This is a genomic window from Streptomyces sp. NPDC090077, assembly GCF_044747545.1.
GTDB lineage: Bacteria > Actinomycetota > Actinomycetes > Streptomycetales > Streptomycetaceae > Streptomyces.
In genome coordinates this window covers 14030-32977 of the sequence record NZ_JBIVEG010000034.1, presented here as the reverse complement: position 1 = coordinate 32977, position 18948 = coordinate 14030, and the positions used below count along the sequence as shown (strand labels likewise).

The 18948-nt window shown below is 73.2% G+C and carries 19 protein-coding genes; 8 read left to right on the top strand and 11 right to left on the bottom strand.

Translation table 11 applies throughout. The annotated features are described in order from the left end of the window. Positions 1-20: 20 nt before the first annotated feature. The 3 genes from ACIPW5_RS34515 to ACIPW5_RS34505 all read right to left on the bottom strand — a co-directional run bounded on the left by ACIPW5_RS34515 (position 21) and on the right by ACIPW5_RS34505 (position 3677). Complete coding sequence (locus ACIPW5_RS34515) at positions 21-1082, bottom strand: FecCD family ABC transporter permease (protein WP_401253701.1); 1062 nt, start codon at positions 1080-1082, stop codon at positions 21-23. Next, entirely contained in the window at positions 1079-2143 is a 1065-nt protein-coding gene (locus tag ACIPW5_RS34510; RefSeq protein ID WP_401253698.1) for a FecCD family ABC transporter permease, read from the bottom strand. Before ACIPW5_RS34510 ends, ACIPW5_RS34515 begins: the two co-directional genes overlap by 4 nt. Positions 2144-2327: 184 nt before the next feature. Then, positions 2328-3677 carry a lysine N(6)-hydroxylase/L-ornithine N(5)-oxygenase family protein gene (locus ACIPW5_RS34505; RefSeq protein ID WP_401253695.1) on the bottom strand — a complete coding sequence of 450 codons (1350 nt, stop codon included), beginning with the start codon at positions 3675-3677 and terminating at the stop codon, positions 2328-2330. A 261-nt stretch (positions 3678-3938) separates the two neighbouring features. Here ACIPW5_RS34505 and ACIPW5_RS34500 point away from each other — a divergent pair, with 261 nt between their 5' ends. Then, the gene (locus tag ACIPW5_RS34500) at positions 3939-4886 is read left to right on the top strand and encodes a methionyl-tRNA formyltransferase (RefSeq protein WP_401253692.1); all 948 of its coding nucleotides are present in this window, start codon (positions 3939-3941) and stop codon (positions 4884-4886) included. A gap of 219 nt (positions 4887-5105) precedes the next feature. Here the strand turns inward: ACIPW5_RS34500 and ACIPW5_RS34495 are convergent, their stop codons facing one another. Then, positions 5106-5720: a cysteine hydrolase gene (locus ACIPW5_RS34495; protein ID WP_401253690.1), complete on the bottom strand. Its 615-nt coding sequence runs from the start codon at positions 5718-5720 to the stop codon at positions 5106-5108. A gap of 76 nt (positions 5721-5796) precedes the next feature. Between ACIPW5_RS34495 and ACIPW5_RS34490 the strand changes: the two genes are divergently transcribed. Beyond that, positions 5797-6270 (top strand): pyridoxamine 5'-phosphate oxidase family protein, encoded by a 474-nt coding sequence (locus ACIPW5_RS34490; RefSeq protein ID WP_401253687.1) that lies wholly within the window; start codon positions 5797-5799, stop codon positions 6268-6270. A gap of 39 nt (positions 6271-6309) precedes the next feature. On the opposite strand, the gene ACIPW5_RS34485 is transcribed toward ACIPW5_RS34490, so the two are convergent. Further along, complete coding sequence (locus tag ACIPW5_RS34485; RefSeq protein WP_401253684.1) at positions 6310-7209, bottom strand: LysR family transcriptional regulator; 900 nt, start codon at positions 7207-7209, stop codon at positions 6310-6312. 74 nt (positions 7210-7283) lie between these two features. Between ACIPW5_RS34485 and ACIPW5_RS34480 the strand changes: the two genes are divergently transcribed. After that, positions 7284-8249 carry a DMT family transporter gene (locus ACIPW5_RS34480; protein ID WP_401253681.1) on the top strand — a complete coding sequence of 322 codons (966 nt, stop codon included), beginning with the start codon at positions 7284-7286 and terminating at the stop codon, positions 8247-8249. A gap of 73 nt (positions 8250-8322) precedes the next feature. Here ACIPW5_RS34480 and ACIPW5_RS34475 read toward each other — a convergent pair whose 3' ends face one another. Beyond that, positions 8323-9654 (bottom strand): aminotransferase class I/II-fold pyridoxal phosphate-dependent enzyme, encoded by a 1332-nt coding sequence (locus ACIPW5_RS34475; protein WP_401253678.1) that lies wholly within the window; start codon positions 9652-9654, stop codon positions 8323-8325. Between the two features lie 37 nt (positions 9655-9691). Here ACIPW5_RS34475 and ACIPW5_RS34470 point away from each other — a divergent pair, with 37 nt between their 5' ends. Beyond that, on the top strand, positions 9692-10360 hold the full coding sequence (locus tag ACIPW5_RS34470) for a pyridoxamine 5'-phosphate oxidase family protein (protein WP_401253675.1): 669 nt from the start codon (positions 9692-9694) through the stop codon (positions 10358-10360). Here the strand turns inward: ACIPW5_RS34470 and ACIPW5_RS34465 are convergent. Together ACIPW5_RS34465 and ACIPW5_RS34460 are read right to left on the bottom strand one after the other, a co-directional pair. Further along, positions 10342-11331: a DMT family transporter gene (locus ACIPW5_RS34465; RefSeq protein WP_401253673.1), complete on the bottom strand. Its 990-nt coding sequence runs from the start codon at positions 11329-11331 to the stop codon at positions 10342-10344. The two genes, ACIPW5_RS34470 and ACIPW5_RS34465, sit on opposite strands and share 19 nt — an antisense overlap. 225 nt (positions 11332-11556) lie before the next feature. Continuing rightward, positions 11557-12519, bottom strand: a complete 963-nt coding sequence (locus ACIPW5_RS34460; protein WP_401253670.1) for an EamA family transporter — start codon at positions 12517-12519, stop codon at positions 11557-11559. Positions 12520-12689: 170 nt separating this feature from the next. Here ACIPW5_RS34460 and ACIPW5_RS34455 point away from each other — a divergent pair, with 170 nt between their 5' ends. Beyond that, positions 12690-13118 carry an SRPBCC family protein gene (locus tag ACIPW5_RS34455; protein WP_401253668.1) on the top strand — a complete coding sequence of 143 codons (429 nt, stop codon included), beginning with the start codon at positions 12690-12692 and terminating at the stop codon, positions 13116-13118. Positions 13119-13220: 102 nt separating this feature from the next. On the opposite strand, the gene ACIPW5_RS34450 is transcribed toward ACIPW5_RS34455, so the two are convergent. After that, positions 13221-13835: a PadR family transcriptional regulator gene (locus ACIPW5_RS34450; RefSeq protein ID WP_125819218.1), complete on the bottom strand. Its 615-nt coding sequence runs from the start codon at positions 13833-13835 to the stop codon at positions 13221-13223. A gap of 201 nt (positions 13836-14036) precedes the next feature. Between ACIPW5_RS34450 and ACIPW5_RS34445 the strand changes: the two genes are divergently transcribed. Beyond that, positions 14037-14855, top strand: coding sequence for a PhzF family phenazine biosynthesis protein (locus ACIPW5_RS34445; protein ID WP_401253664.1), 819 nt, complete (start codon positions 14037-14039; stop codon positions 14853-14855). 3 nt (positions 14856-14858) lie between these two features. Here ACIPW5_RS34445 and ACIPW5_RS34440 read toward each other — a convergent pair whose 3' ends face one another. Next, positions 14859-15656, bottom strand: a complete 798-nt coding sequence (locus tag ACIPW5_RS34440; RefSeq protein ID WP_401253662.1) for a CPBP family intramembrane glutamic endopeptidase — start codon at positions 15654-15656, stop codon at positions 14859-14861. Between the two features lie 123 nt (positions 15657-15779). Next, the gene (locus ACIPW5_RS34435) at positions 15780-17315 is read right to left on the bottom strand and encodes a glutamate-cysteine ligase family protein (RefSeq protein WP_401253659.1); all 1536 of its coding nucleotides are present in this window, start codon (positions 17313-17315) and stop codon (positions 15780-15782) included. Positions 17316-17809: 494 nt separating this feature from the next. On the opposite strand from ACIPW5_RS34435, the gene ACIPW5_RS34430 reads away from it, so the two are divergent. Next, positions 17810-18430 carry a hypothetical protein gene (locus tag ACIPW5_RS34430; protein WP_401253656.1) on the top strand — a complete coding sequence of 207 codons (621 nt, stop codon included), beginning with the start codon at positions 17810-17812 and terminating at the stop codon, positions 18428-18430. Between the two features lie 260 nt (positions 18431-18690). Next, positions 18691-18879, top strand: coding sequence for a DUF5999 family protein (locus tag ACIPW5_RS34425; RefSeq protein ID WP_007262885.1), 189 nt, complete (start codon positions 18691-18693; stop codon positions 18877-18879). Positions 18880-18948 lie beyond the last annotated feature (69 nt).

Sequence of the window (18948 nt, the reverse complement as noted above, 5' to 3'; positions counted from 1 at the left end):
TTGCCTAACCTTTCTACCACCTAGCGGCGGTTCGCCCGCACCAGGAGGTAGACGAGGAAGGGGCCGCCGACCGCGGCGGTGACCACGCCGACCGGCAGGGAGGCCGGCAGCACCACGCGCACGAGCAGGTCGGCCCCGATCAACAGCAGCGCGCCCACCGCGGCGGAGGCCGGCAACGGCGGGGTCGGGGACTTCGTCAGACGCATCGCCACCTGCGGGGCCACCATGGCCACGAACGGCACCGGTCCGGCCGCGCTCACCGCCATTCCGGCCAGCAGCACCGCGCACAGCAGCATGACCGCGCGTACCCGGGTGTACCGGACGCCCAGCCCCGCGGCCACGTCGTCACCGAAGTGCAGCGGCTTGAACTGGAAGGCGACGCAGGCCACGACGGCCATGAGGATCAGCGTGCCCCAGAGCGCGACCCGGACCTCGTCCCAGGACCGGCTGTCCAGCGAGCCCACGAGCCACGCCTGGGCCCGCGCCACGTCCCGGATGTCGGCGGTGACCAGCAGCCAGGTCGTGACGGCCTCCATCACGGCGCTCACCGCGAGGCCGATGAGGATGAGCCGGAAGCCGTCCACCCCCCGCCGCCAGGCCAGGAAGTACACCAGCAGGCCCGTGCCCAGGCCGCCCAGGAGCGCCGCGACGGGCAGCCCGACGGAGCTGACGGTCGCGGCGGCGGCACCGCCCGAGACCGTCACCAGGAACACGGCGACCGCGCTGGCGCCGCCGGTGATCCCCAGGATGTCCGGGCTGGCCAGCGGATTGCGGGCCACGGACTGCGTGATGGCACCGGAGAGGCCCAGCGCGACGCCCACGACGAGCCCCGCCAGGGCCCTCGGCAGGCGCAGGTCCATGATGACGAACTGGTCCACCTGCTCGCCCGCGCCGAAGAGCGTCGCGATCACCTGCGGCAGGCCGATGGGGAACTCCCCCACGCCGATGGACAGGCAGAACACGAGGAAGGCCGCCGCCGCCAGCAGCAGCGTCACCAGCACGATCCTCGGCCGCCACACGAAGGACAGGCCGCCGAGCCTGACGCCCGGCGCCACCGACCGCTTCACCAATGTCTCGTTCATGCGCTCTTGAACTTTCCCCGCCACACCATGACCGCGAAGAAGGGGGCGCCCAGGAGAGCGACGAGGACACCCGCGTCCAGCTCGCCCGGCCGCACCACGACGCGCCCCACGATGTCGCAGACCAGAAGGACGACCGCGCCCAGCAGCCCCGCGTACGGCACCAGCCAGCGGTAGTCGGGCCCGGCCAGGTAACGGGCCACGTGCGCCACCATCAGTCCGAGGAACGCGATGGGGCCGCACGCCGCCGTGGCCGCGCCCGCCAGCAGGGTGATCGCGACGATGCCGACCGTTCGGATCAGCGTGATGTTGACGCCCAGTCCCCTCGCCACGTCGTCACCCAGGTTGAGCAGGTTGACGGACGGCAGGGTGGCCAGGGCCAGGACCAGCCCGGCGACGATGAAGCCGGTCACCGGCCAGATGACGTCGAAGCCGACGCCCGCCACCGAACCCGCGTTCCAGAACCGCAGGGCGTTCAGCGCGGCCTTGTCGGACAGGGCCACCGCCGTCGTCATCGCCGCGAGGAACACCGTCACGCCCTGCCCGGCCAGGGCGAGCGTCAGCGGATTGCCGGCGCCCCGGCCGATGCTCGACAGACCGAACACGACCACCCCGGCCAGGGCCGCGCCCAGGAAGGCGAACCAGACGTACTGGAACGGGTTCGTGAACCCGAACAGGGAGATCGCCGTCACCACGGCGAAGGAGGCTCCGGTGTTCACCCCGAGCAGGCCGGTGTCCGCGATGGGGTTGCGCGTGTACCCCTGGATCAGCGCCCCGCCGACGCCCAGGGCGATGCCCGCCACGACCGCGAGGACCGTCCGGGGCACCCGGACGGTCTGGACGATGAGCCGGATGTCGGTGAGCTTCTGGTCGGCCTCGGGCCCCGCGAAGAGCCCGTGCCACACCTCGGCGGGGGTCAGCGCCCGCGCGCCGACGGCGAGGGAGGCCACCGCGGCGATCACCAGGACCGCCGTCACGGCGGCCAGCCCCCTGGTCCGCCGCCGCCGGGCGTCCGCGGCCGGCGCCCGGGCCGGCGAAGGGCGTTCAACTGTAGACGTGCGCATGTCGACCTACGCTATCCCTCGCTGACGCCGCGCCACCCGGCCGCCCCGGCGGCCGGACGGACCGGCGGCGCGGCGGGGGGACCGTGGGGGCACGGACGTTCCTCTCTCGTGGACCTGCTGCAAGCACGGCTGTGCCCGCAGCGCGTGAACGCGCTGCGGGCAGACCGTGCGGACCGGGGTGGCGCTACGCCTGGGTGGCGTGGCCGGCGACCGGCCGGACCTCGTCGGGCACGGCCTTCACCGCGCGGGCGAGGACCGAGTCGAGGATCTCGCCGACCCGTATCGCGGTGTTGGACAGCAGGGAGGACGTGATGCCGTGCGTGTGCTCGGTACCGCCCTGGAGGTAGATGCCGCAGCGCAGTTCGGGGTCGGTCGTCACGCGGTAGTCGCGCTCGACGCGGACGCGGCCCTGCTCGTCGCGGTGGCACTGCTCGGCGACCTCGCCGAGCAGGCCCAGCCCGTCGGCCTGGAGGTAGCCGGTGGCGCACACGACGACGTCGGCCTCCAACCGGCTCTCCTCGCCGGTGACGAGGGACTTGATGGTGGCGCGCACCCCGTCGGCGGTCTCCTCGACGCCGGTGAGGCGGGAGACGTTCAGGAAGCGCAGCCGCTCGGTGCCGAGCACCTTCTCCTGGTAGGACTGGCGGTACAGGTCGTCGATCAGGTCGATGTCCACCACGGAGTAGTTGGTGTTGCCGTGGTAGTCCATCAGACGCCGCTTGACGTCCTCGGGGGCGGTGAAGTACTCGTCGACCGCCTGGGGGTCGAAGATGCGGTTGGCGAAGGCGCTGTCGTCCGCGGGGCTGTAGCCGTAGCGCGAGAAGACCGCGCAGATCTCGGCCTCCGGGAAGCGGCGGTGCAGGTAGGCGACGTTCTCCGCGGCGCTCTGACCGGCGCCGACGACGACGAAGCGCTTCGGGGCGGTGCCCTCCAGCCCGTCGACCTTCTTCAGGAGGTCGGAGTTGTGCCAGACGCGGTCGGTCCGCTCGACGCCCTCCGGCATGACCGCGCGCAGCCCGGTGCCGATGACGAGGTTGCGGGCGCGGTGCACGACGACCTCGTCGCCCGAGCGGGCGGTCACGTCGAGGTACTCCACCACGCCGTCGCGCACGACCGGTTCGACCGCGATGACCTGGTGGCCGTACGAGACCATGTCGTCGACCTTCGCCGCGGCCCACTCGAAGTAGTCGTGGAACTCGACCCGGAGCGGGAAGAGGTTCTTGTGGTTGACGAAGTCGATCAGGCGGTCCTTGCTCTGCAGGTACCGCAGGAAGCTGTACTCACTGGACGGGTTCCGCAGCGTCACCAGGTCCTTCAGGAAGGACACCTGCATCGTCGCGTCGTCGATGAGCATGCCGCGGTGCCACCCGAAGCTCGGCTGCTGCTCGAAGAAGTGAGCGGTGACCGCCTCCTGCCTTCCGACGCGCGCGTTGTGCTCGGTGAGCGCGATCGCCATGGCCACGTTCGACGGCCCGAAGCCGATACCGATCAGGTCGTGGATCAGCGGTGCGTCGCCAGGAAGAGCCTGTGACATGTCACTCCCATTTGTACGGGACAGCCGCCTGCCAAGGGCGTCCTGTCGGGGTGGGGATAGGGGGGAGTCCAGGCACGCCGGTGACCGGCAGCCAAGTGGAACTTAGGTAAAGCTAACCTGATCCAGCCGGACTGTCGACCAGGCAAATGGGACAATCCGCAACCTTCGGGTCAATTGGAGCGGGAAACGCGCTCATTGCATCGTTAGGTAAGGCTTGCTTTACTTGGTGCTGCTTATTCGCTCTTCTGAGGAGGAACCCCGATGCGGGTCGTCATGTTCGGTTATCAGACCTGGGGTCACCGCACCCTGAAGGCGCTTCTGGAGTCCGCGCACGAGGTCGTGATGGTCGTGACGCACCCCAAGAGCGAGCACGCCTACGAGAAGATCTGGAGCGACTCGGTCGCCGAACTGGCCGAGGAGAACGGCGTTCCCGTCGTCATCCGCAACCGCCCCGACGACGAGGAGCTGTTCCAGCTGCTCAAGGAGGCGGACCCGGACATCATCGTCGCCAACAACTGGCGCACCTGGATCCCGCCGCGCGTCTACGGCCTCCCCCGCCACGGCACGCTCAACATCCACGACTCGCTGCTGCCCAAGTACGCCGGTTTCTCGCCGCTGATCTGGGCCCTCATCAACGGCGAGCCCGAAGTGGGCGTCACCGCGCACATGATGGACGAGGTGCTCGACGCGGGTGACATCGTGGACCAGCGCGCCGTCCCCGTGGGTCCGACGGACACCGCGACCGACCTCTTCCACAAGACCGTCGACCTGATCGCCCCGGTGACCGTCGGCGCGCTCGACCGGATCGCCGCCGGGGAGACCGAGTTCACCAAGCAGGACCGCTCCCAGGCCAGCTTCTTCCACAAGCGCGCCGAAGAGGACATCCGGATCAACTGGGAGTGGCCCGCCGAGGTCCTGGAGCGCCTGGTCCGCGCCCAGTCCGCGCCGTACCCGGCCGCCTTCACCTTCCACAAGGGCAAGCGCCTGGAGGTCCTCGGCGCCGTCGTGTCCGAGGGCGTCTACGGCGGCACCCCCGGCCGCATCTTCTACCGCGAGGGCGACGGCGTGGTGGTCGTCGCCGGTGCCGACGCGCGCACGGGCCGCAACCACGGCCTGGCCATCACCCGCGTCCGCACCGAGGACGGCCGCGAACTGCCCGCGTCCGAGTACTTCACCTCCATGGGCGGCTACCTGACCGGCCGCCCCTGACCCCCTCCGGCGCCCATGGCGCCGCCTGATCCCCGACCCGCTCCGGACGGTCCCCGGCGGGTCGGCCCGCGCCGCCGCGCGAACCCTTCGGTTCGCGCGGCGGCGCCGTCGTGCGGGCCGGTCACGCAGGCGGTGCGGGAAGGGTCAGCCGGGTGGCGGGGCCGGCGGCCGGCAGGTCGACGCGGCCCGCGCCGTGCGCTCGCGCAGGCCCGTGCCGGGTCAGCGGAGCGCGGCCCACCGTTCGACCAGGGCTTCGGCCGTGGTGACGGCCGCCACCAGGGCGAGGGAGTTGCGGATCACCTCGGCGGTGCAGGAGGCGGGCACCCCGGCGATGGCGTCGGACGGCACCACGACCTCGTAGCCGAGGTTGACGGCGTCGAAGACGGTGTTCGGGATCGCGATGTTCGAGGAGACCCCGGTGACGACGAGGGTGCGCACCCCGAGGTTGCGCAGCAGGGCGTCCAGGTCGGTGCCGGCCATCGGGGAGAGCCCGTGCAGCCGGCGGACCACGAGGTCCCGCCCGTCCACGGTGATGGGGGCGGCGACGCGCACGGCTTCGCTGCCGGTGAGCTGCCGTACGGGCAGCCTCCCGGCGGCCCGGAAGAGCCGTGCGTTGGTGTTGGCCCCCAGCCCGTCGGGCCGCCGTTCGGCGACCGCGTGCACCACCTGTACGCCGGCCCCGCGCGCGGCGTCGACGAGCGCGGCCACCCGGTCGAGCATCCCGGAGTCCCGGGCCTCCTTCGCCAGTTCGGGCAGGGCGCTCACCTCGCCCACCACACCGTTCTGGCACTCCACGGTGAGCAGCGCGGTGGTGGCCGGATCGAGTTCGGGCATGACTCCCCCTGGCGTGGCGACGGAAGAGCACGCATGATTCCTGACACACAGTCAGATGTGAAGGGGTGCGGGGCCGATGGACGGGACGGGCGCACGGACGGCGCAGCGACGGGGCCGGCGGATCATGATGAGCGACGAGGAGGTGGACGCGTTCCTGCGGGAGCGGCGCACCTGCCGGGTGGCCACGGTCTCCCCGGACGGGCGCCCGCACGTCGGCGCCCTGTGGTTCGTCTGGGACGGCGCCTCGCTGTGGCTGTACTCCCTCACCCGCAGCCGCCGCTGGGCCGACCTGCGGGCCGACCCGCGGATCTCGGTCGTGGTGGACGCCGGGGAGGAGTACGGGGAGCTGCGCGGGGTCGAGCTGTCCGGCCGGGCGGTCTTCGTGGGCGAGGCGCCGCGCACCGGCGAGCCCTGTCCGGAGCTGCTGGAGCCGGAGCGGCTGTTCCCCGTCAAGAACTTCGGGATCGAGCAGATGCCGCACGACGGCCGCCACGCCTGGATCCGGCTCACCCCGGAATCGGTGGTGTCCTGGGACTTCCGCAAGCTGTGACGCGGCACCGCGGGCCGGGCAGGATCCGGAAGGGACGGCCTACACCGCGGCGGCCGCCTCCTGGAGGGCCTCGACGGCGGCCCTGATGGAGGGGCGGCGGCCCGCGTCGGTCCGCCAGACCACGTACACGTGGCGGCGTACGGTGTCGACCGCCGGCAGCAGCCGCACCCCGGGCGGCACCGGTCCGCGGCCCAGCCGGGGCGTCACGCACACGCCCAGCCCGGCCTCCACGAAGGCCAGCTGGGTGTGGTGCTCCTCGGCGATGTGCGCGATGCGCGGCTCGACCCCCATGCCGCGCAGGGTGAACACCAGCCACTCGTGGCAGAACTGCCCCTCGTTCCACGAGATCCAGTCGTCGTCGGCCAGGTCCCCGAGGGCGATCTCGGCGCGCCCGGCCTGCGGGTGCCCCGCCGGGACCGCGATGTCGGCGGCGTCGTCCAGCAGGTGGGCGCGGGACAGCTCGGCCGGCACCGGCATCCGCTTGTTGTGCCAGTCGATCGCCAGCGCCATGTCCAGGTCGCCGCGCACGACGGCGGCCATGCTCTCCTCGGGCTCCCGCTCCCGCACCAGGGCCCGCAGTTCGGGATGGCCGGCCCGCAGGGCGTTGAGGGCCCGGGGCAGCAGCCCCCGCATGGCGGTGGGGAAGGCACCGATCCGCAGCTCCCCCACCGCACAGCCCCGCCGGGCCTCCACGTCGGCCTGCGCGAGCTCGACCTGGGAGATGATCCGGGCGGCGTGGTCGGCGAGCAGCCGCCCGGCGTCCGTGAGCCGGACCCCGCGCCCGTTCTTCGCCAGCAGCGGCTGGCCGACCTCCCGTTCCAGCTTGGCCATCTGCTGGGAGACGGCCGACGTGGTCACATGGAGGCCGCCCGCGGCACCGCTGACCGAGCCGTGGCGGGCGAGGGCGTCGAGGGTGCGCAGGCGCTCCAGGTTCAACATGTAAGCGATGCTACGCCTTCCGGCCAAGGAACTCTCGCTTGTCCTACGAGGTCGGGCACAGCAGAGTGAACCGCATGAGCGCACCGGCCACCTCCCGCCCCACCTCCCACTCCCCCGCACGGCGGACGACCCGACCCGGCACCGCCCGCGCGCCCCGCCTGGACTGGCGCCTGCGGTTCGGCCTCCTCTCGGTGGTGTGGGGGTTCAGCTTCCTCCTGATCAAGGTGGGCACGGAGGCGTTCGCGCCCTTCCAGGTCGCCCTCGGCCGGGTGCTCTTCGGGGCGCTCGCCCTGCTGGCGGTCCTGCTGGTGCGGCGCGAGCCGCTCCCGCGCGGCCGCCGCACCTGGGCCCACCTCACGGTGGCGGCGCTCCTGCTGAACACCGTCCCGTTCTCGCTCTTCGCGTACGCCGAGCAGACCATCCCCTCCAGCCTGGCGGGCATCTGCAACGCCACCTCCCCGCTGTGGGGCATGGCGCTCTCGCTGGTCGCGCTGTCCGAGGACCGCCCCACGCGCCGCCGGTTCGCGGGACTGGGCATCGGCTTCCTGGGCGTGCTGACGGTGCTCGGCGCCTGGCAGGGCTTCGCGGGCATCGACGCCAGGGGCACCGCGCTGGCCCTGCTGGCCTCGCTCAGCTACCCGATCGGCTGGATCTACGTCCGCCGCACCCTGGCCGGCACCCCCGGCTCCCCGGTGGCGCTCACCGGGGCGCAGCTGATGGTCTCCACCGTCCAGCTGGCCGCCGTCAGCGCGCTCTTCACCTCGGCCCCGGCCGGCTTCCCGCTGTGGCCGACGCTCGCGGTGGTCGCGCTGGGCGCCCTGGGCACCGGGATGGCGCTGCAGATGCAGTACGGGCTGGTGTCGGAGATCGGGCCGACCACCGCGCAGATGGTCACGTACTTCATCCCGGTGATCGCCACCACCGCCGGCGTCCTTGTCCTGGGCGAGCAACTGCACTGGAACACGCCGGTCGGGGCGGCGGTGGTCCTGGCGGGCGCGGCCCTGACCCAGGCCCGGTCCGCACCGCGCAGGACCGCCTGACCGGCCCGGACGCCCGTAGCCCCGTCGCCCCGCCCCGCCCCCGTCGCGCTCCGCGGCGGGGGCGGGGCGCGTATCAGTCGAAGCGGCCCCCGGCCGCCGGGCGGACCGCCGCGGCCACCGCTTCGGCCAGGCCCCCGACCTCGGCCGGGTCCAGCCCGGAGACGGTGATCCGCACCCCGGGGCCCGCCTGGACCCGGTAGCCGGCGCCGGGGCGTACGGCCCAGCCGGCCGTCAGCAGCCGGGTGACCGCCGCCGTCTCGTCGGCGACCGGCACCCACACGTTCATCCCGCTCCGCCCGTGCGCCCGCACCCCCCGCTGCGCGAGCGCGGCGACCAGGCCGTCCCGCCGCCGCCCGTACGAGCGCGCCACGGCCGGCCGGTCCACGGCGCCGGAGGTCCACAGCTCGACCACCGCGTACTGGAGCAGCCTGCTCACCCACCCGGGCCCCAGCCGCTGGCGCCCCCGGACCCGGTCCATGGTCACCGCGTCGCCGGTGAGCACCGCGAGCCGCAGGTCCGGGCCGTACGCCTTCGCCGTCGAGCGGATCAGCGCCCAGTGCCGGGTGGCCCCGGCCAGCGGGCACAGCGGCAGGTCGACGAACCCGTGGCCGTGGTCGTCCTCGATGACCAGCACCTCGGGGCGGCCGGCCAGCAGTTCCCGGAGCTCCGCGGCCCGGGTGGCGGAGACGGCGGCGCCGGTCGGGTTCTGCGCCCGGGCCGTCACCACCATCGCCCGTGCGCCCTCGGCCAGCGCCCGGGCCGCCGACTCCGGTACCGGCCCCTCGTCGTCGACGGCCACCGGGAGCACCCGCAGGCCCAGGGCGGGGGCCAGGTCCAGGACACTCCCCCAGCCCGGGTCCTCGACGGCCACCGCGTCCCCGGCCCGCAGGTGGGCGGCCAGTACGCGCTCGATGCCGTCCAGCGCCCCCGAGCTGAGGGCCAGGGCCCCGGCCGGGACCCCGTCGGCCTCGAAGTCGGCGCGGGCGAGCCGGGCGAGGTCCGGCGCCACCGGATCCTCCCCGTACAGGGTCGGGGAGGCGGCGTACCGCCGGGCGGCCGCGGCCAGCGGCCCGTCCAGCGGGGGCAGCAGCGCCAGGTCGGGATTGCCCTGCGCGACGTCGCGCACGCCCGCGGGCACCGGCATGCGCAGCACGTCGCGCGGCGCGGTCGCGGGGCGCGCCCGCACCCGGCTGCCGCGCCGCCCGTCGGTCTCGATGACCCCGCGTTCGCGCAGGGTGCGGTAGGCGGCCGCCACGGTGTTGGGGTTGACCCCCAGCGCGGCCGCGAGCTCCCGCATCGGCGGGAGCAGCGCCCCCGGGGCGAGCGCGCCCGATCCGACGCCGGTTTCGACACTGGCCGCGATTTCCGATGCGCGACGCCCACTGATCAGATACTCTCCTAGCACAAACGACATTATGCACTAGTGCAATGGAGTCCGCATCATGAGCGCCACCACCACCGCCGACTACGAGCCCACCGGCCGCACCGTCCCGAGCCGCGCCCGCGAGCGGGCTCGCTACGACCGCGAGACGGTGCACTCGATACTCGACCAGGCCTACCTGTGCCACCTCGGCTTCGTCCGCGACGGCGCGCCGGTGGTCCTCCCCACGCTGTACGGCCGGGTGGGCGAGACCCTCTACGTGCACGGCTCCACCGGCTCGCGCCCGCTGCTGGCCGCCGGGAAGGCCGACCCTGGCCTCCCGGTCTGCCTCACGGTGACGCACGTCGACGGGCTGGTGCTGGCCAAGTCCGCCTTCCACCACTCGATGAACTACCGCTCGGTGGTCGTGCACGGCACCGCCTACCAGGTCACGGACGAGGAGGAGTGCCGGATCGCGCTGGACGCCCTGCTCGACCAGGTCGTCCCCGGCCGCTCGGCCGACTCCCGGCCCGCCAACGCCAAGGAACTGGCGGCCACGGCGGTGATCCGGCTCGACCTGAACGAGGTGTCCGCGAAGGTCCGCACGGGCGGCCCGAACGACGACGCCGCGGACCTCGGCCTGCCCCACTGGTCGGGCGTGGTCCCGGTGGCGCCGGCGTACGGGACCCCCGTCCCGGCCGCCGACCTGGCCCCCGGCATCGCCCTCCCGGACTACATCAGCGCGCTCTGAGGCTCCTGGGCGGGCCGCCCCTCCGGCCCGCCGCCGGCCCCGGCACGCACCCGGCCCGAGGGCCGGCGCGCCTCGGCCGCGATCAGCGCCCCGACCGCCGCCAGCAGCAGTACGGTGCCCAGCACCACCGCGCCGGTCAGCCGCTCCCCGAGCACCGCGACGGCGATCACCGCCGCGCTGACCGGCTCGATCAGCATGACCACCGACACCGTCGCGGCGCGCACCGCCGCCGCCCCGGTGAAGTACAGCGCGTACGCGAGGGCCGTCGGCACCACGGCCACGTACACCAGCAGCCAGAGCACCCGTGCCGGCTCCGCGGTGTGCGGCAGCAGCCCCTCCACCGCGGCGAGCGGCAGCAGGCACACCGCGCCCACCGCCACCGACCACGCGGTGGTGACCAGCGGGTCCCCGCCCGCCCCGCGCCGCCCGAGCCACCGCGCCCGCAGCGTCATCGCCGCGTACCCCGCGGCCGACAGCAGCGCCCAGCCGACCCCGAGCGGCCGCACCTCACCGCCCCCGGAGCCCAGGACCAGTACGGCCAGCCCCGCCAGGGCACCGCCGACGGCGGCCACCCCGCCCCGGCCCAGCCGCTCGCCCATCCAGTGGCGCCCGCCCAGCGCGATCAGCACGGGCCCCGCCCCGAGGGTGACCACGGTGCCGACCGCCAGGCCGGTCTCGCGCACGGCCCCGAAGTAGGCGGCCTGGAACAGGGTGAACATCAGCCCGGTGGCGATCAGCGAGCCCGCCGAGGGCCGGGCGGTCCGGGCCGCCCGCGCGGGACGGCGGCGTACGGCGAGCACCGCGAGCAGCACCGCCAGCCCGCCGGCGCAGCGCCAGAAGGACAGGGCGAGCGGACCGAGGTCACTGGCCAGGAAGAGGAGGGAGGCCGCCGCCCCGGCGGTGCCCCAGGCGGCTCCGGCGACGACGAGGTACAGCAGGCTGCGCCCGGCGGCGGGCGAGTGGTTCGACACGTGTTTCTCCGCGCATGCGTGAAGGACGAGGACAGGAGGTCATCGCTTCGCGGGCAGCGCGTACCGGCCCGGGAACTCCCCGGGCGGGTCCTGCGTTCTGGTCGCAGCCGCCCGCGCTAGGCGGCGGGAGGCGGAAGCACGGTCATCGGCATGTCCAGCACCCTACGCGGCCTCCGGCCCCCGGACCAGCCCGAACCGGAAGCAGCACGGCCGCCGCCCCCGCGCTCAGGCGCTGGTCGGCTCCCGGTCCTGCACGGGCAGCGGCGCGTCCACGGCGACGGCCGGCGCGGGCCGTGAGGACTGCGCGATGAAGGCGCCGCCCAGCACCAGCGCACCGCCCAGCACCTGCGGGCCGGAGAGCTGCTCCCCGAGCAGCACCCAGGCCAGGACGGTGGCGACGACGGCTTCGAGGCAGGCGACCACGCCCGCGACCTGCGGCGAGAGCTTGCGGACCGAGACCACGCCGGTGAGGTAGGCGAACACGGTGGCGACCAGCACCACCCAGCCCAGCAGCGCCAGGGCCGGCACCCGGAGGTCGCCCATGGCCGCGTCCCCGCCCAGCACCTGCCAGTCCATCTGCCAGGGGCGGGCGATCACGGTCATCACCAGGGTGCCGACGATCATGCCGTGCGCGATCACGCCGAGCGGGTCCGGCGCGTCCTCCGCGTCGGCGCCCTGGTCCGCGAAGACGAAGTAGAAGGCCTGGCAGCAGGCGGCCGCGAGGCCGAGGAGCACCCCGAAGAGGTCCAGGCGCAGCCCGGCCCAGATCTCGACCACGCAGGCCAGCCCCACGACGGCCACCGCCGCCCCGGCGGCGGCCGCGCGGGTCACGGGCTTGCGCTGCACGAAGCGTATGTAGCCGAGGAGCAGGGCGGGGCCCAGGTACTCCAGCAGCAGGGCCACGCCCACCGGGATCCGCGACAGGGAGGCGAAGTAGAAGGCCTGCACGCCCGCGACGGCGACCAGCCCGAAGCCGGCCAGCAGCAGGGGCTTGCGCCGGACCAGGGCCCGGTGCCGCCAGGCCAGCGGGGACAGCACCAGGGCCGCCCCGGCCACCCGCAGCCACACCATGTGCAGCGGGTCCAGACCCGCTTCGATCAGCGGCTTCGCCGCGACACCCGAACCGCCGAACGCACATGCCGAGACGAGGGCGAGGCCCAGTCCGGCGTTCTTCCCTGACGCTTGCATCCGGCCATCATGGCAGGGCCGGACAGGAGCGTCATCCGTGAGACACCTGTTGAGACACACCCGAGATCATCCCGCCCGGAACCCCCGGATCTGACAGGTCGTCAGTCTTGTATGTTCCGCCCGCCGGGACTACCTTCCGCCGCACGTACCCGACGAGAAGGGGTGGACGCATGGCTGAAGTCACCGCGGAATCACGCATCGAGGCGCCCGCCGCGAAGCTCTGGGCCCAGCTGACCGACTGGGACGCGTACGGACAGTGGAGCATGACGCACACCGACTTCCCGAAGGGCGGCCCCGAGACCCTCGCGGTCGGCTCCACCTTCAGCGAGAACATGAAGATGATGGGCTTCCCCGCCGAGGTCCTGTGGACGGTCTCGGAGCTGGAGGAGCAGCGCGTCTTCGCCATCACCGGCAAGGGCCCGATGGGCGTCGCCGTGCTCACCCGCTACACCCTGACCGCCGACGGCGCGGCCACGAAGGTCCGCATCGACGGCGAGTTCACGGGCGCCGCCGTCTCGCTGATGGCGGGCAAGCTCAAGGACTCCGCGACGGCCGCGCTGAACGAGTCCCTGCGCAAGCTGGCCGCCCTGGTCGCCTGACCCGGCCCGGACGCACGACGAGGCGCGCCCCGCGGGTGGATCCGCGGGGCGCGCCTGCACGTGCCCGGCCGGTACGCGTCCCGGCCGGGCACGCGACCTGCCTCAGTGTTCGTCGGCCAGGATCAGGTACAGCTTCTTGCGGGCGTCGTTGATGACCGCGAGGGCCTTCTCCCGCTGCTCGGGCGAGCCGGTCTTGAAGACCTGCCCGAAGGCCTCCATCAGACCGCCGGCGGCGGCACGGACCTCGTGCATCGCCTCGAAGTCGAAGCCGCGCCCGGCGTCCGCCCAGGGGGCGTCCGGGCCCGACTCGGCCTCGGTGCGGCCGGCGTCGGTGAGCGTGAACAGCTTCTTGCCGCCCTCGCTCGCGCTGGTGATCAGCCCCTCGTCCTCCAGCAGCTGCAGGGTCGGGTAGACCGAGCCGGGGCTGGGCTTCCAGGCCCCGCCGCTGCGCTCGCCGATCTCCTGGATCATCTCGTAGCCGTGCATCGGCCGGTCGGCGAGCAGCGCCAGGATCGAGGCGCGTACGTCGCCCCGCCTGGCCCGCCCGCGCGGTCCGCCGCGTCCGCCCCGCCCGCCGAAGGGCCCGCCCCCGAAGGGCGGCCCGAACGGCCCGAAGGCGGCGCGCAGCCCCCTGAACTCCTCCCGACGGTCCGGCCCGCAGTGGCCGTGGCCCCGTCCGTGGTCATGTCCGTGGTCGTGCTGTCCGCGTGAACGCATCACTGCGCTCCTTTCGTCATCTCTGCCATGTCCGTCATGCCAGTCGTCGTTTCGACTTCTTCACTATCGCTGATCCATCGCGATGCGTCAACGATATATCGGAAACTGTCGCCGACAGTCGGCGTCCGATCGGCCGCAACCAGTCCAGTCACCCGGAATTGGCCTTTGTCCGTCATCGCCGAAGCCCCCTACGGTCGGCCCATGCGCATCCGAATCGTCGACGCCTTCACCGACCGCCCCTTCCAGGGGAACCCCGCCGGAGTACTCCTCCTCGACGGCGGATTCCCTCCGGACACCTGGCTCCGGCAGGTCGCCGCCGAGGTGAACCTCTCCGAGACGGCCTTCGCCCACCCCCTGCCGGCCGGGAGCGACGCCGACTGGGCCCTGCGCTGGTTCACCCCGGCCGCCGAAGTGGACATGTGCGGGCACGCGACCCTCGCGACCGCGCACGTCATCGCCGCCGCCGGGCTCGCCCGGGGCTCGGTCCGCTTCCGCGCACGCTGCGGGATCCTCACCACCGAGGTCGCCGCGGACGGCACCGTCACGATGGACTTCCCGACCTCGTCCCTGACCCCGCTGGAGCCGGTCCCCGAGGTGGACCGCGCGCTGGGCGCCCGGGCCAGGTCGGTCCACGACACCGCCGCCCACATCGGGGACCTGGTGGTGGAGCTGGCCGACGAGCGGACCGTGCGCGAACTCGCGCCCGACCACGCGGCCCTGCGCGCCTACGCCCGGCGCGGGGTGGTCGTCACCGCACCGGCCGAGGACCCCGCGCGCGGCTACGACTTCGTCTCGCGCGGCTTCTTCCCCGCCGTCGGCATCGACGAGGACCCGGTGACGGGCAGCGCGCACACCGCCCTGGCCCCCTTCTGGGCGGCGCGCCTGGGACGCACCGAGCTGACCGGCCTCCAGGGCGGGAGGCGCCAGGGCCTGGTCCGCGTCCGGCTCGTGGGCGACCGCACCCTCCTGACCGGCCGCGCCGTCACCGTCGTCGACGGCGAACTGCTCACCGCCCCGTAGACGTCAGGGGGTCGGGAGCCAGCCGACCTTGCCGGCGAGCAGGGCGTACCCGCCGAAGGCCACGATGTCGAGCAGGGCGTGCGCGACGACCAGGGGCCCGACCCGGCCCCAGCGCCGGTAGACGAGGACGAAGACCACGCCCATCACCACGTTGCCGATGAACCCGCCGATGCCCTGGTAGAGGTGGTACGAGCCGCGCAGCAGGGAGCTGGCGAGCAGCGCGGCCGTCGGCGACCAGCCCAGCTGGCCGAGCCGGCGCAGCAGGTACGCCAGCACGATGACCTCCTCCACCACGGAGTTCTGCACCGCGGAGAGGATCAGCACGGGGAACTTCCACCACACGTCGGGCAGGGCCTCCGGCACCACCGTCAGGTTGAAGCCGGTGGCCCGGGCCGCCAGGTAGAAGGCCAGCCCGGCGCTCCCGATGCCGGCGGCCACCAGGGCTCCCCGGGCCAGGTCGAAGCCGGGCCGGGTGCGGTCGAAGCCCAGGGCCCGCAGCCCCGGTGCGCCCTCGCGGGTGAGCAGGTGCGCGACGAGCAGGACGGGGACCAGCGCGCTGGCGATCCCGAACAGCTGCCAGGCCAGGTCCAGCCAGGGCCGTCCGGGCGCGTAGGAGCCGTTGAGGGTGGCGGCCTGGTCCTTGAGGCCGCCCGGCTTGGTGAGCGAGCCGATGAAGCTGATCAGCGCGGAGACCCCGCTCGCGCCCAGCGACAGCGCGAGCACGAGCAGGGTCTCGTCGCGCAGGACCCGGCGCCCGTCCTCGCGCAGTTCCACGACCACCGGTTCCGGCTCGACCCGCACGCCTGACTCCCGTCCCGTTCCGACCACCACCCCATACTGCCCCCTCGGCGGCGGGAGCGGTCCGGCGGGACGGGATCGGGGTGACGGGCCCGGGGTGACGGGCGCGGCCGTGCGGGGCGGCCCTCAGCGGCGGACCGCCCGCCTGGAGTCCACCTCCTGCTCCTCCAGGCCCACGGGCCAGGTGTGCACGGGGTCGCCCTTGTGCATCAGCTCGCTGTAGCGCCGGGTGGTCGCCGCGAGGGCGGCGTCGCGTTCCAGACCGCCCGCGAGCGCGCGGTGGTACGTGTCCACCTGCCAGGTCGCCCCGTTCACCCGGCGCCGGCACCGCTCCTCGATGATCCCCAGGTAGTGGTCCCGGTCGGCGGGTTCGATGCCCCAGGCGTCCAGCCCGGCCGCGGCCATCGGCAGCAGCTCGTCCAGCACCAGCCGCACCGCGGGCACGCTCACCAGTCCCCCGGCCCGGCCCTTGCGCGGCCACCGGATCCGCGCGTCGATCCCGTACCGGCAGGCCGCGTCGAAGTTGGCCTCCGCCTCCGCGAAGGACATCCGCGTCCACACGGGGCGCGGCTCGTCCGCGAGGGTCCGTACGAGTCCGTAGTAGAAGGCGGCGTTGGCGACGACGTCGGCCACGGTGGGCCCGGCGGGCAGGACCCGGTTCTCCACCCTGAGGTGCGGCACCCCGTCGGCGACCCCGTAGACGGGCCGGTTCCACCGGTAGACCGTGCCGTTGTGCAGCACGAGCTCCTGGAGGCTCGGCACCCCTCCCTCGGCGAGCACCCGCAGCGGCTCCTCCTCGTCGCATATCGGCAGCAGGGAGGGGAAGAAGCGGACGTTCTCGGCGAAGAGCTCGTACACCGAGTCCACCCAGCGCTCGCCGAACCAGGTCCGCGGCCGCACCCCCTGGGCCTGGAGTTCGGGCGGACGGGTGTCCGTGGCCTGCGTGAACAGCGGCGGACGCGACTCGCGCCACAGCTCGCGCCCGAACAGGAAGGGCGAGTTGGCCCCCACCGCTATCTGTACGGCGGTCACCGCCTGCGCCGCGTTCCACACGTCGGAGAACCGGGCGGGGGTGACCTGGAGGTGCAGCTGCACGGAGGTGCAGGCGGCTTCCGGCACGATCGAGCCGGTGCTCCAGGTCAGCCGCTCCACCCCCTCGATGTCGAGCCGGAAGTCCTCCCCGCGCATCATCAGGATCTGCTCGTTGAGCAGGGAGTAGCGGTCCACCGCCGACAGGTTGGCCAGGGCCAGGTCCGCGCGGGAGATCGTGGGCAGGATCCCTATCATCACGACGCCCGCGTCGATCTCCGCGGCCTGCCGGTGGGCGTAGTGCAGTCCCGCGCTCAGTTCTTCCGAGAGCTGGTCGAATACCCTCCCGTCGAGCCGGTGCGGGAGTACGTTCACCTCCAGGTTGAACATTCCGAGTTCGGTCTGGAAATCAGGGCTCGCAATCCGCTCCAGCACCTGCGCATTCACCATGCGCGGCATTCCGTCGGCACCCGCGAGATTCAGCTCGATCTCCAGTCCCATCATGTTCTTGGGGCGATCGAACCTCTTCTCCGCCAGAAGGCGCTCCAGCCCCTCCAGACACTCGTGGAGCTTCCTCCGGTACCGATGCCGATCGGACAGGTCGAATCCGCCTGCCACGACCTTCTCCCCCATCGAAGCGTCCCTCCTCGAGCGGGCCAGGCCCGGTCCACCCGGGCGCGCGTAACCTCGATGATGCCCAGACGCCGCGATCCGTAACGCCGCTCCGGGGCCCTTGGCGGGGAGCGCGCGCCGGTATGGCCCGATGGGCGCTCCGGCACATTCACCTGGCAACCCGCGGAACGCAATTTTCCGCTGGACTTTGCCGATTCCTCATTGCCGAAGGTTTCCAGCCGAGCACCCTTGGGGTAACCTCCCAGGTCAGCGCGGCATGTCCGCGCACAGGCGGCATGAATACCATGACAGCGGGACCGGAAGGCGCCTTGCCGGCAATAGGCGGGACGGCTAGCCGAAACACTGCGTGAACACATGTCGTATAAACTCCGCAAACGAGGCAGAGAGTTGGCGCGCGGCCATTGCCCCAAAGCCCACCTCTGACCCCAGAATGCGACAGCGCCGTCCGCACCTTCCCCCGCACCACAGGTCTCCCAAGTGAGAGGCGACCCACCATGCCGCTGCATGTTCCCCCGGCTCCCGCGCCCGCCCTGCGCAGCGTTCTCGCGGCACTCGGTTCTCCCACCGCCGTCCACGAGGCACACACCCCCGCCCTGCGCGCGTGCCAGGGCCCGCTGACCGCCGAACTCCCGCTTCCCGTCCACGTGCTCGACCGCCTGAGCGTGTCCGGACACGCGGCCGGCGGCCGCCCGCCCCGCACCCGGCTCACCGGCTGGCGGTTCCTGATCCGCAACGGCGACCGCTTCGTGGCAGCGGCCGACACCCGGCTGACCCCGGACGGCTGGGCCTTCTCCCACTTCTTCGAGGGCCCCTACGTCGCCGCGACCGAACGCGCCCTGCGCCAGGCGGAGTCGCTCGGCAAGGGCTACCAGCCGAGGCTGCTGTCCGTACCTGAGCTGTACATGCTGACCCTGTGGCTGCACGGGGCGGTCGGCGCCGACGCCGCCGCGGGCCTCCCCGCCGCATCGGACCTGCTGGTGCCCCTGGCCCCGGCCCCGCCCGGGATCGCGCCTTTCCGGCCGCACCCCGTCGCGGAGCTGCTGCCCGTGCTGACCCACCGGCTGACCCCGGCCGCCCCACCGGTCCCGCCCAGCCTCGCCGCCCCGGCGGCTTGACCCGAGTGGCCCATTCGGCCTAGTCCGCTCGGGTCAATGCGAACCACCCGAAATGACGGGGGAGTTGGCCTGAACCGCCCGCACGGGTGATGCGTCCTCATTCCCAGAGGACAGCTGCCGGGAAATACCTGCGAAGCAGCCGTCCTGGGGGAACACTGAGGACATCCTCCCCGCAGGTGCGGGGACGACCCAGGGGGACGGCCATGAATCACGCATCGAGCCGTAGCGAACAGACCACACCGCAGCGAAAGAACCCATCCATGTGCCAGCACCAGCCCGCCTGCCCGTCATCAGAATCCGCCGACCGGGAGGCCGCGCGCCCGGTGGCCAACCACCCGGAACAGGGCTGGAGCCTGCTGTGCAACGGCGTCCTGCTCTTCGAGGACACCGGTGAGCTGCTGCCGGACGGACAGATCATCGCCCCGCACCGCCCGCTCGCGGCGGCGTAACGGGCACCCGGAGACACCGCACGGACGCGGAAGGGGCCGGTCCAGGAGCTCCACGCTCCCGGACCGGCC

Bases quoted from the DNA above. Each gene is read 5' to 3' on its own strand.
- ACIPW5_RS34515 (WP_401253701.1), bottom strand. From the start codon at position 1,082: ATGAACGAGACATTGGTGAAGCGGTCGGTGGCGCCGGGCGTCAGGCTC.
- ACIPW5_RS34510 (WP_401253698.1), bottom strand. From the start codon at position 2,143: ATGCGCACGTCTACAGTTGAACGCCCTTCGCCGGCCCGGGCGCCGGCC.
- ACIPW5_RS34505 (WP_401253695.1), bottom strand. From the start codon at position 3,677: ATGTCACAGGCTCTTCCTGGCGACGCACCGCTGATCCACGACCTGATC.
- ACIPW5_RS34500 (WP_401253692.1), top strand. From the start codon at position 3,939: ATGCGGGTCGTCATGTTCGGTTATCAGACCTGGGGTCACCGCACCCTG.
- ACIPW5_RS34495 (WP_401253690.1), bottom strand. From the start codon at position 5,720: ATGCCCGAACTCGATCCGGCCACCACCGCGCTGCTCACCGTGGAGTGC.
- ACIPW5_RS34490 (WP_401253687.1), top strand. From the start codon at position 5,797: ATGGACGGGACGGGCGCACGGACGGCGCAGCGACGGGGCCGGCGGATC.
- ACIPW5_RS34485 (WP_401253684.1), bottom strand. From the start codon at position 7,209: ATGTTGAACCTGGAGCGCCTGCGCACCCTCGACGCCCTCGCCCGCCAC.
- ACIPW5_RS34480 (WP_401253681.1), top strand. From the start codon at position 7,284: ATGAGCGCACCGGCCACCTCCCGCCCCACCTCCCACTCCCCCGCACGG.
- ACIPW5_RS34470 (WP_401253675.1), top strand. From the start codon at position 9,692: ATGAGCGCCACCACCACCGCCGACTACGAGCCCACCGGCCGCACCGTC.
- ACIPW5_RS34460 (WP_401253670.1), bottom strand. From the start codon at position 12,519: ATGCAAGCGTCAGGGAAGAACGCCGGACTGGGCCTCGCCCTCGTCTCG.
- ACIPW5_RS34455 (WP_401253668.1), top strand. From the start codon at position 12,690: ATGGCTGAAGTCACCGCGGAATCACGCATCGAGGCGCCCGCCGCGAAG.
- ACIPW5_RS34450 (WP_125819218.1), bottom strand. From the start codon at position 13,835: ATGCGTTCACGCGGACAGCACGACCACGGACATGACCACGGACGGGGC.
- ACIPW5_RS34445 (WP_401253664.1), top strand. From the start codon at position 14,037: ATGCGCATCCGAATCGTCGACGCCTTCACCGACCGCCCCTTCCAGGGG.
- ACIPW5_RS34435 (WP_401253659.1), bottom strand. From the start codon at position 17,315: ATGGGGGAGAAGGTCGTGGCAGGCGGATTCGACCTGTCCGATCGGCAT.
- ACIPW5_RS34430 (WP_401253656.1), top strand. From the start codon at position 17,810: ATGCCGCTGCATGTTCCCCCGGCTCCCGCGCCCGCCCTGCGCAGCGTT.
- ACIPW5_RS34425 (WP_007262885.1), top strand. From the start codon at position 18,691: ATGTGCCAGCACCAGCCCGCCTGCCCGTCATCAGAATCCGCCGACCGG.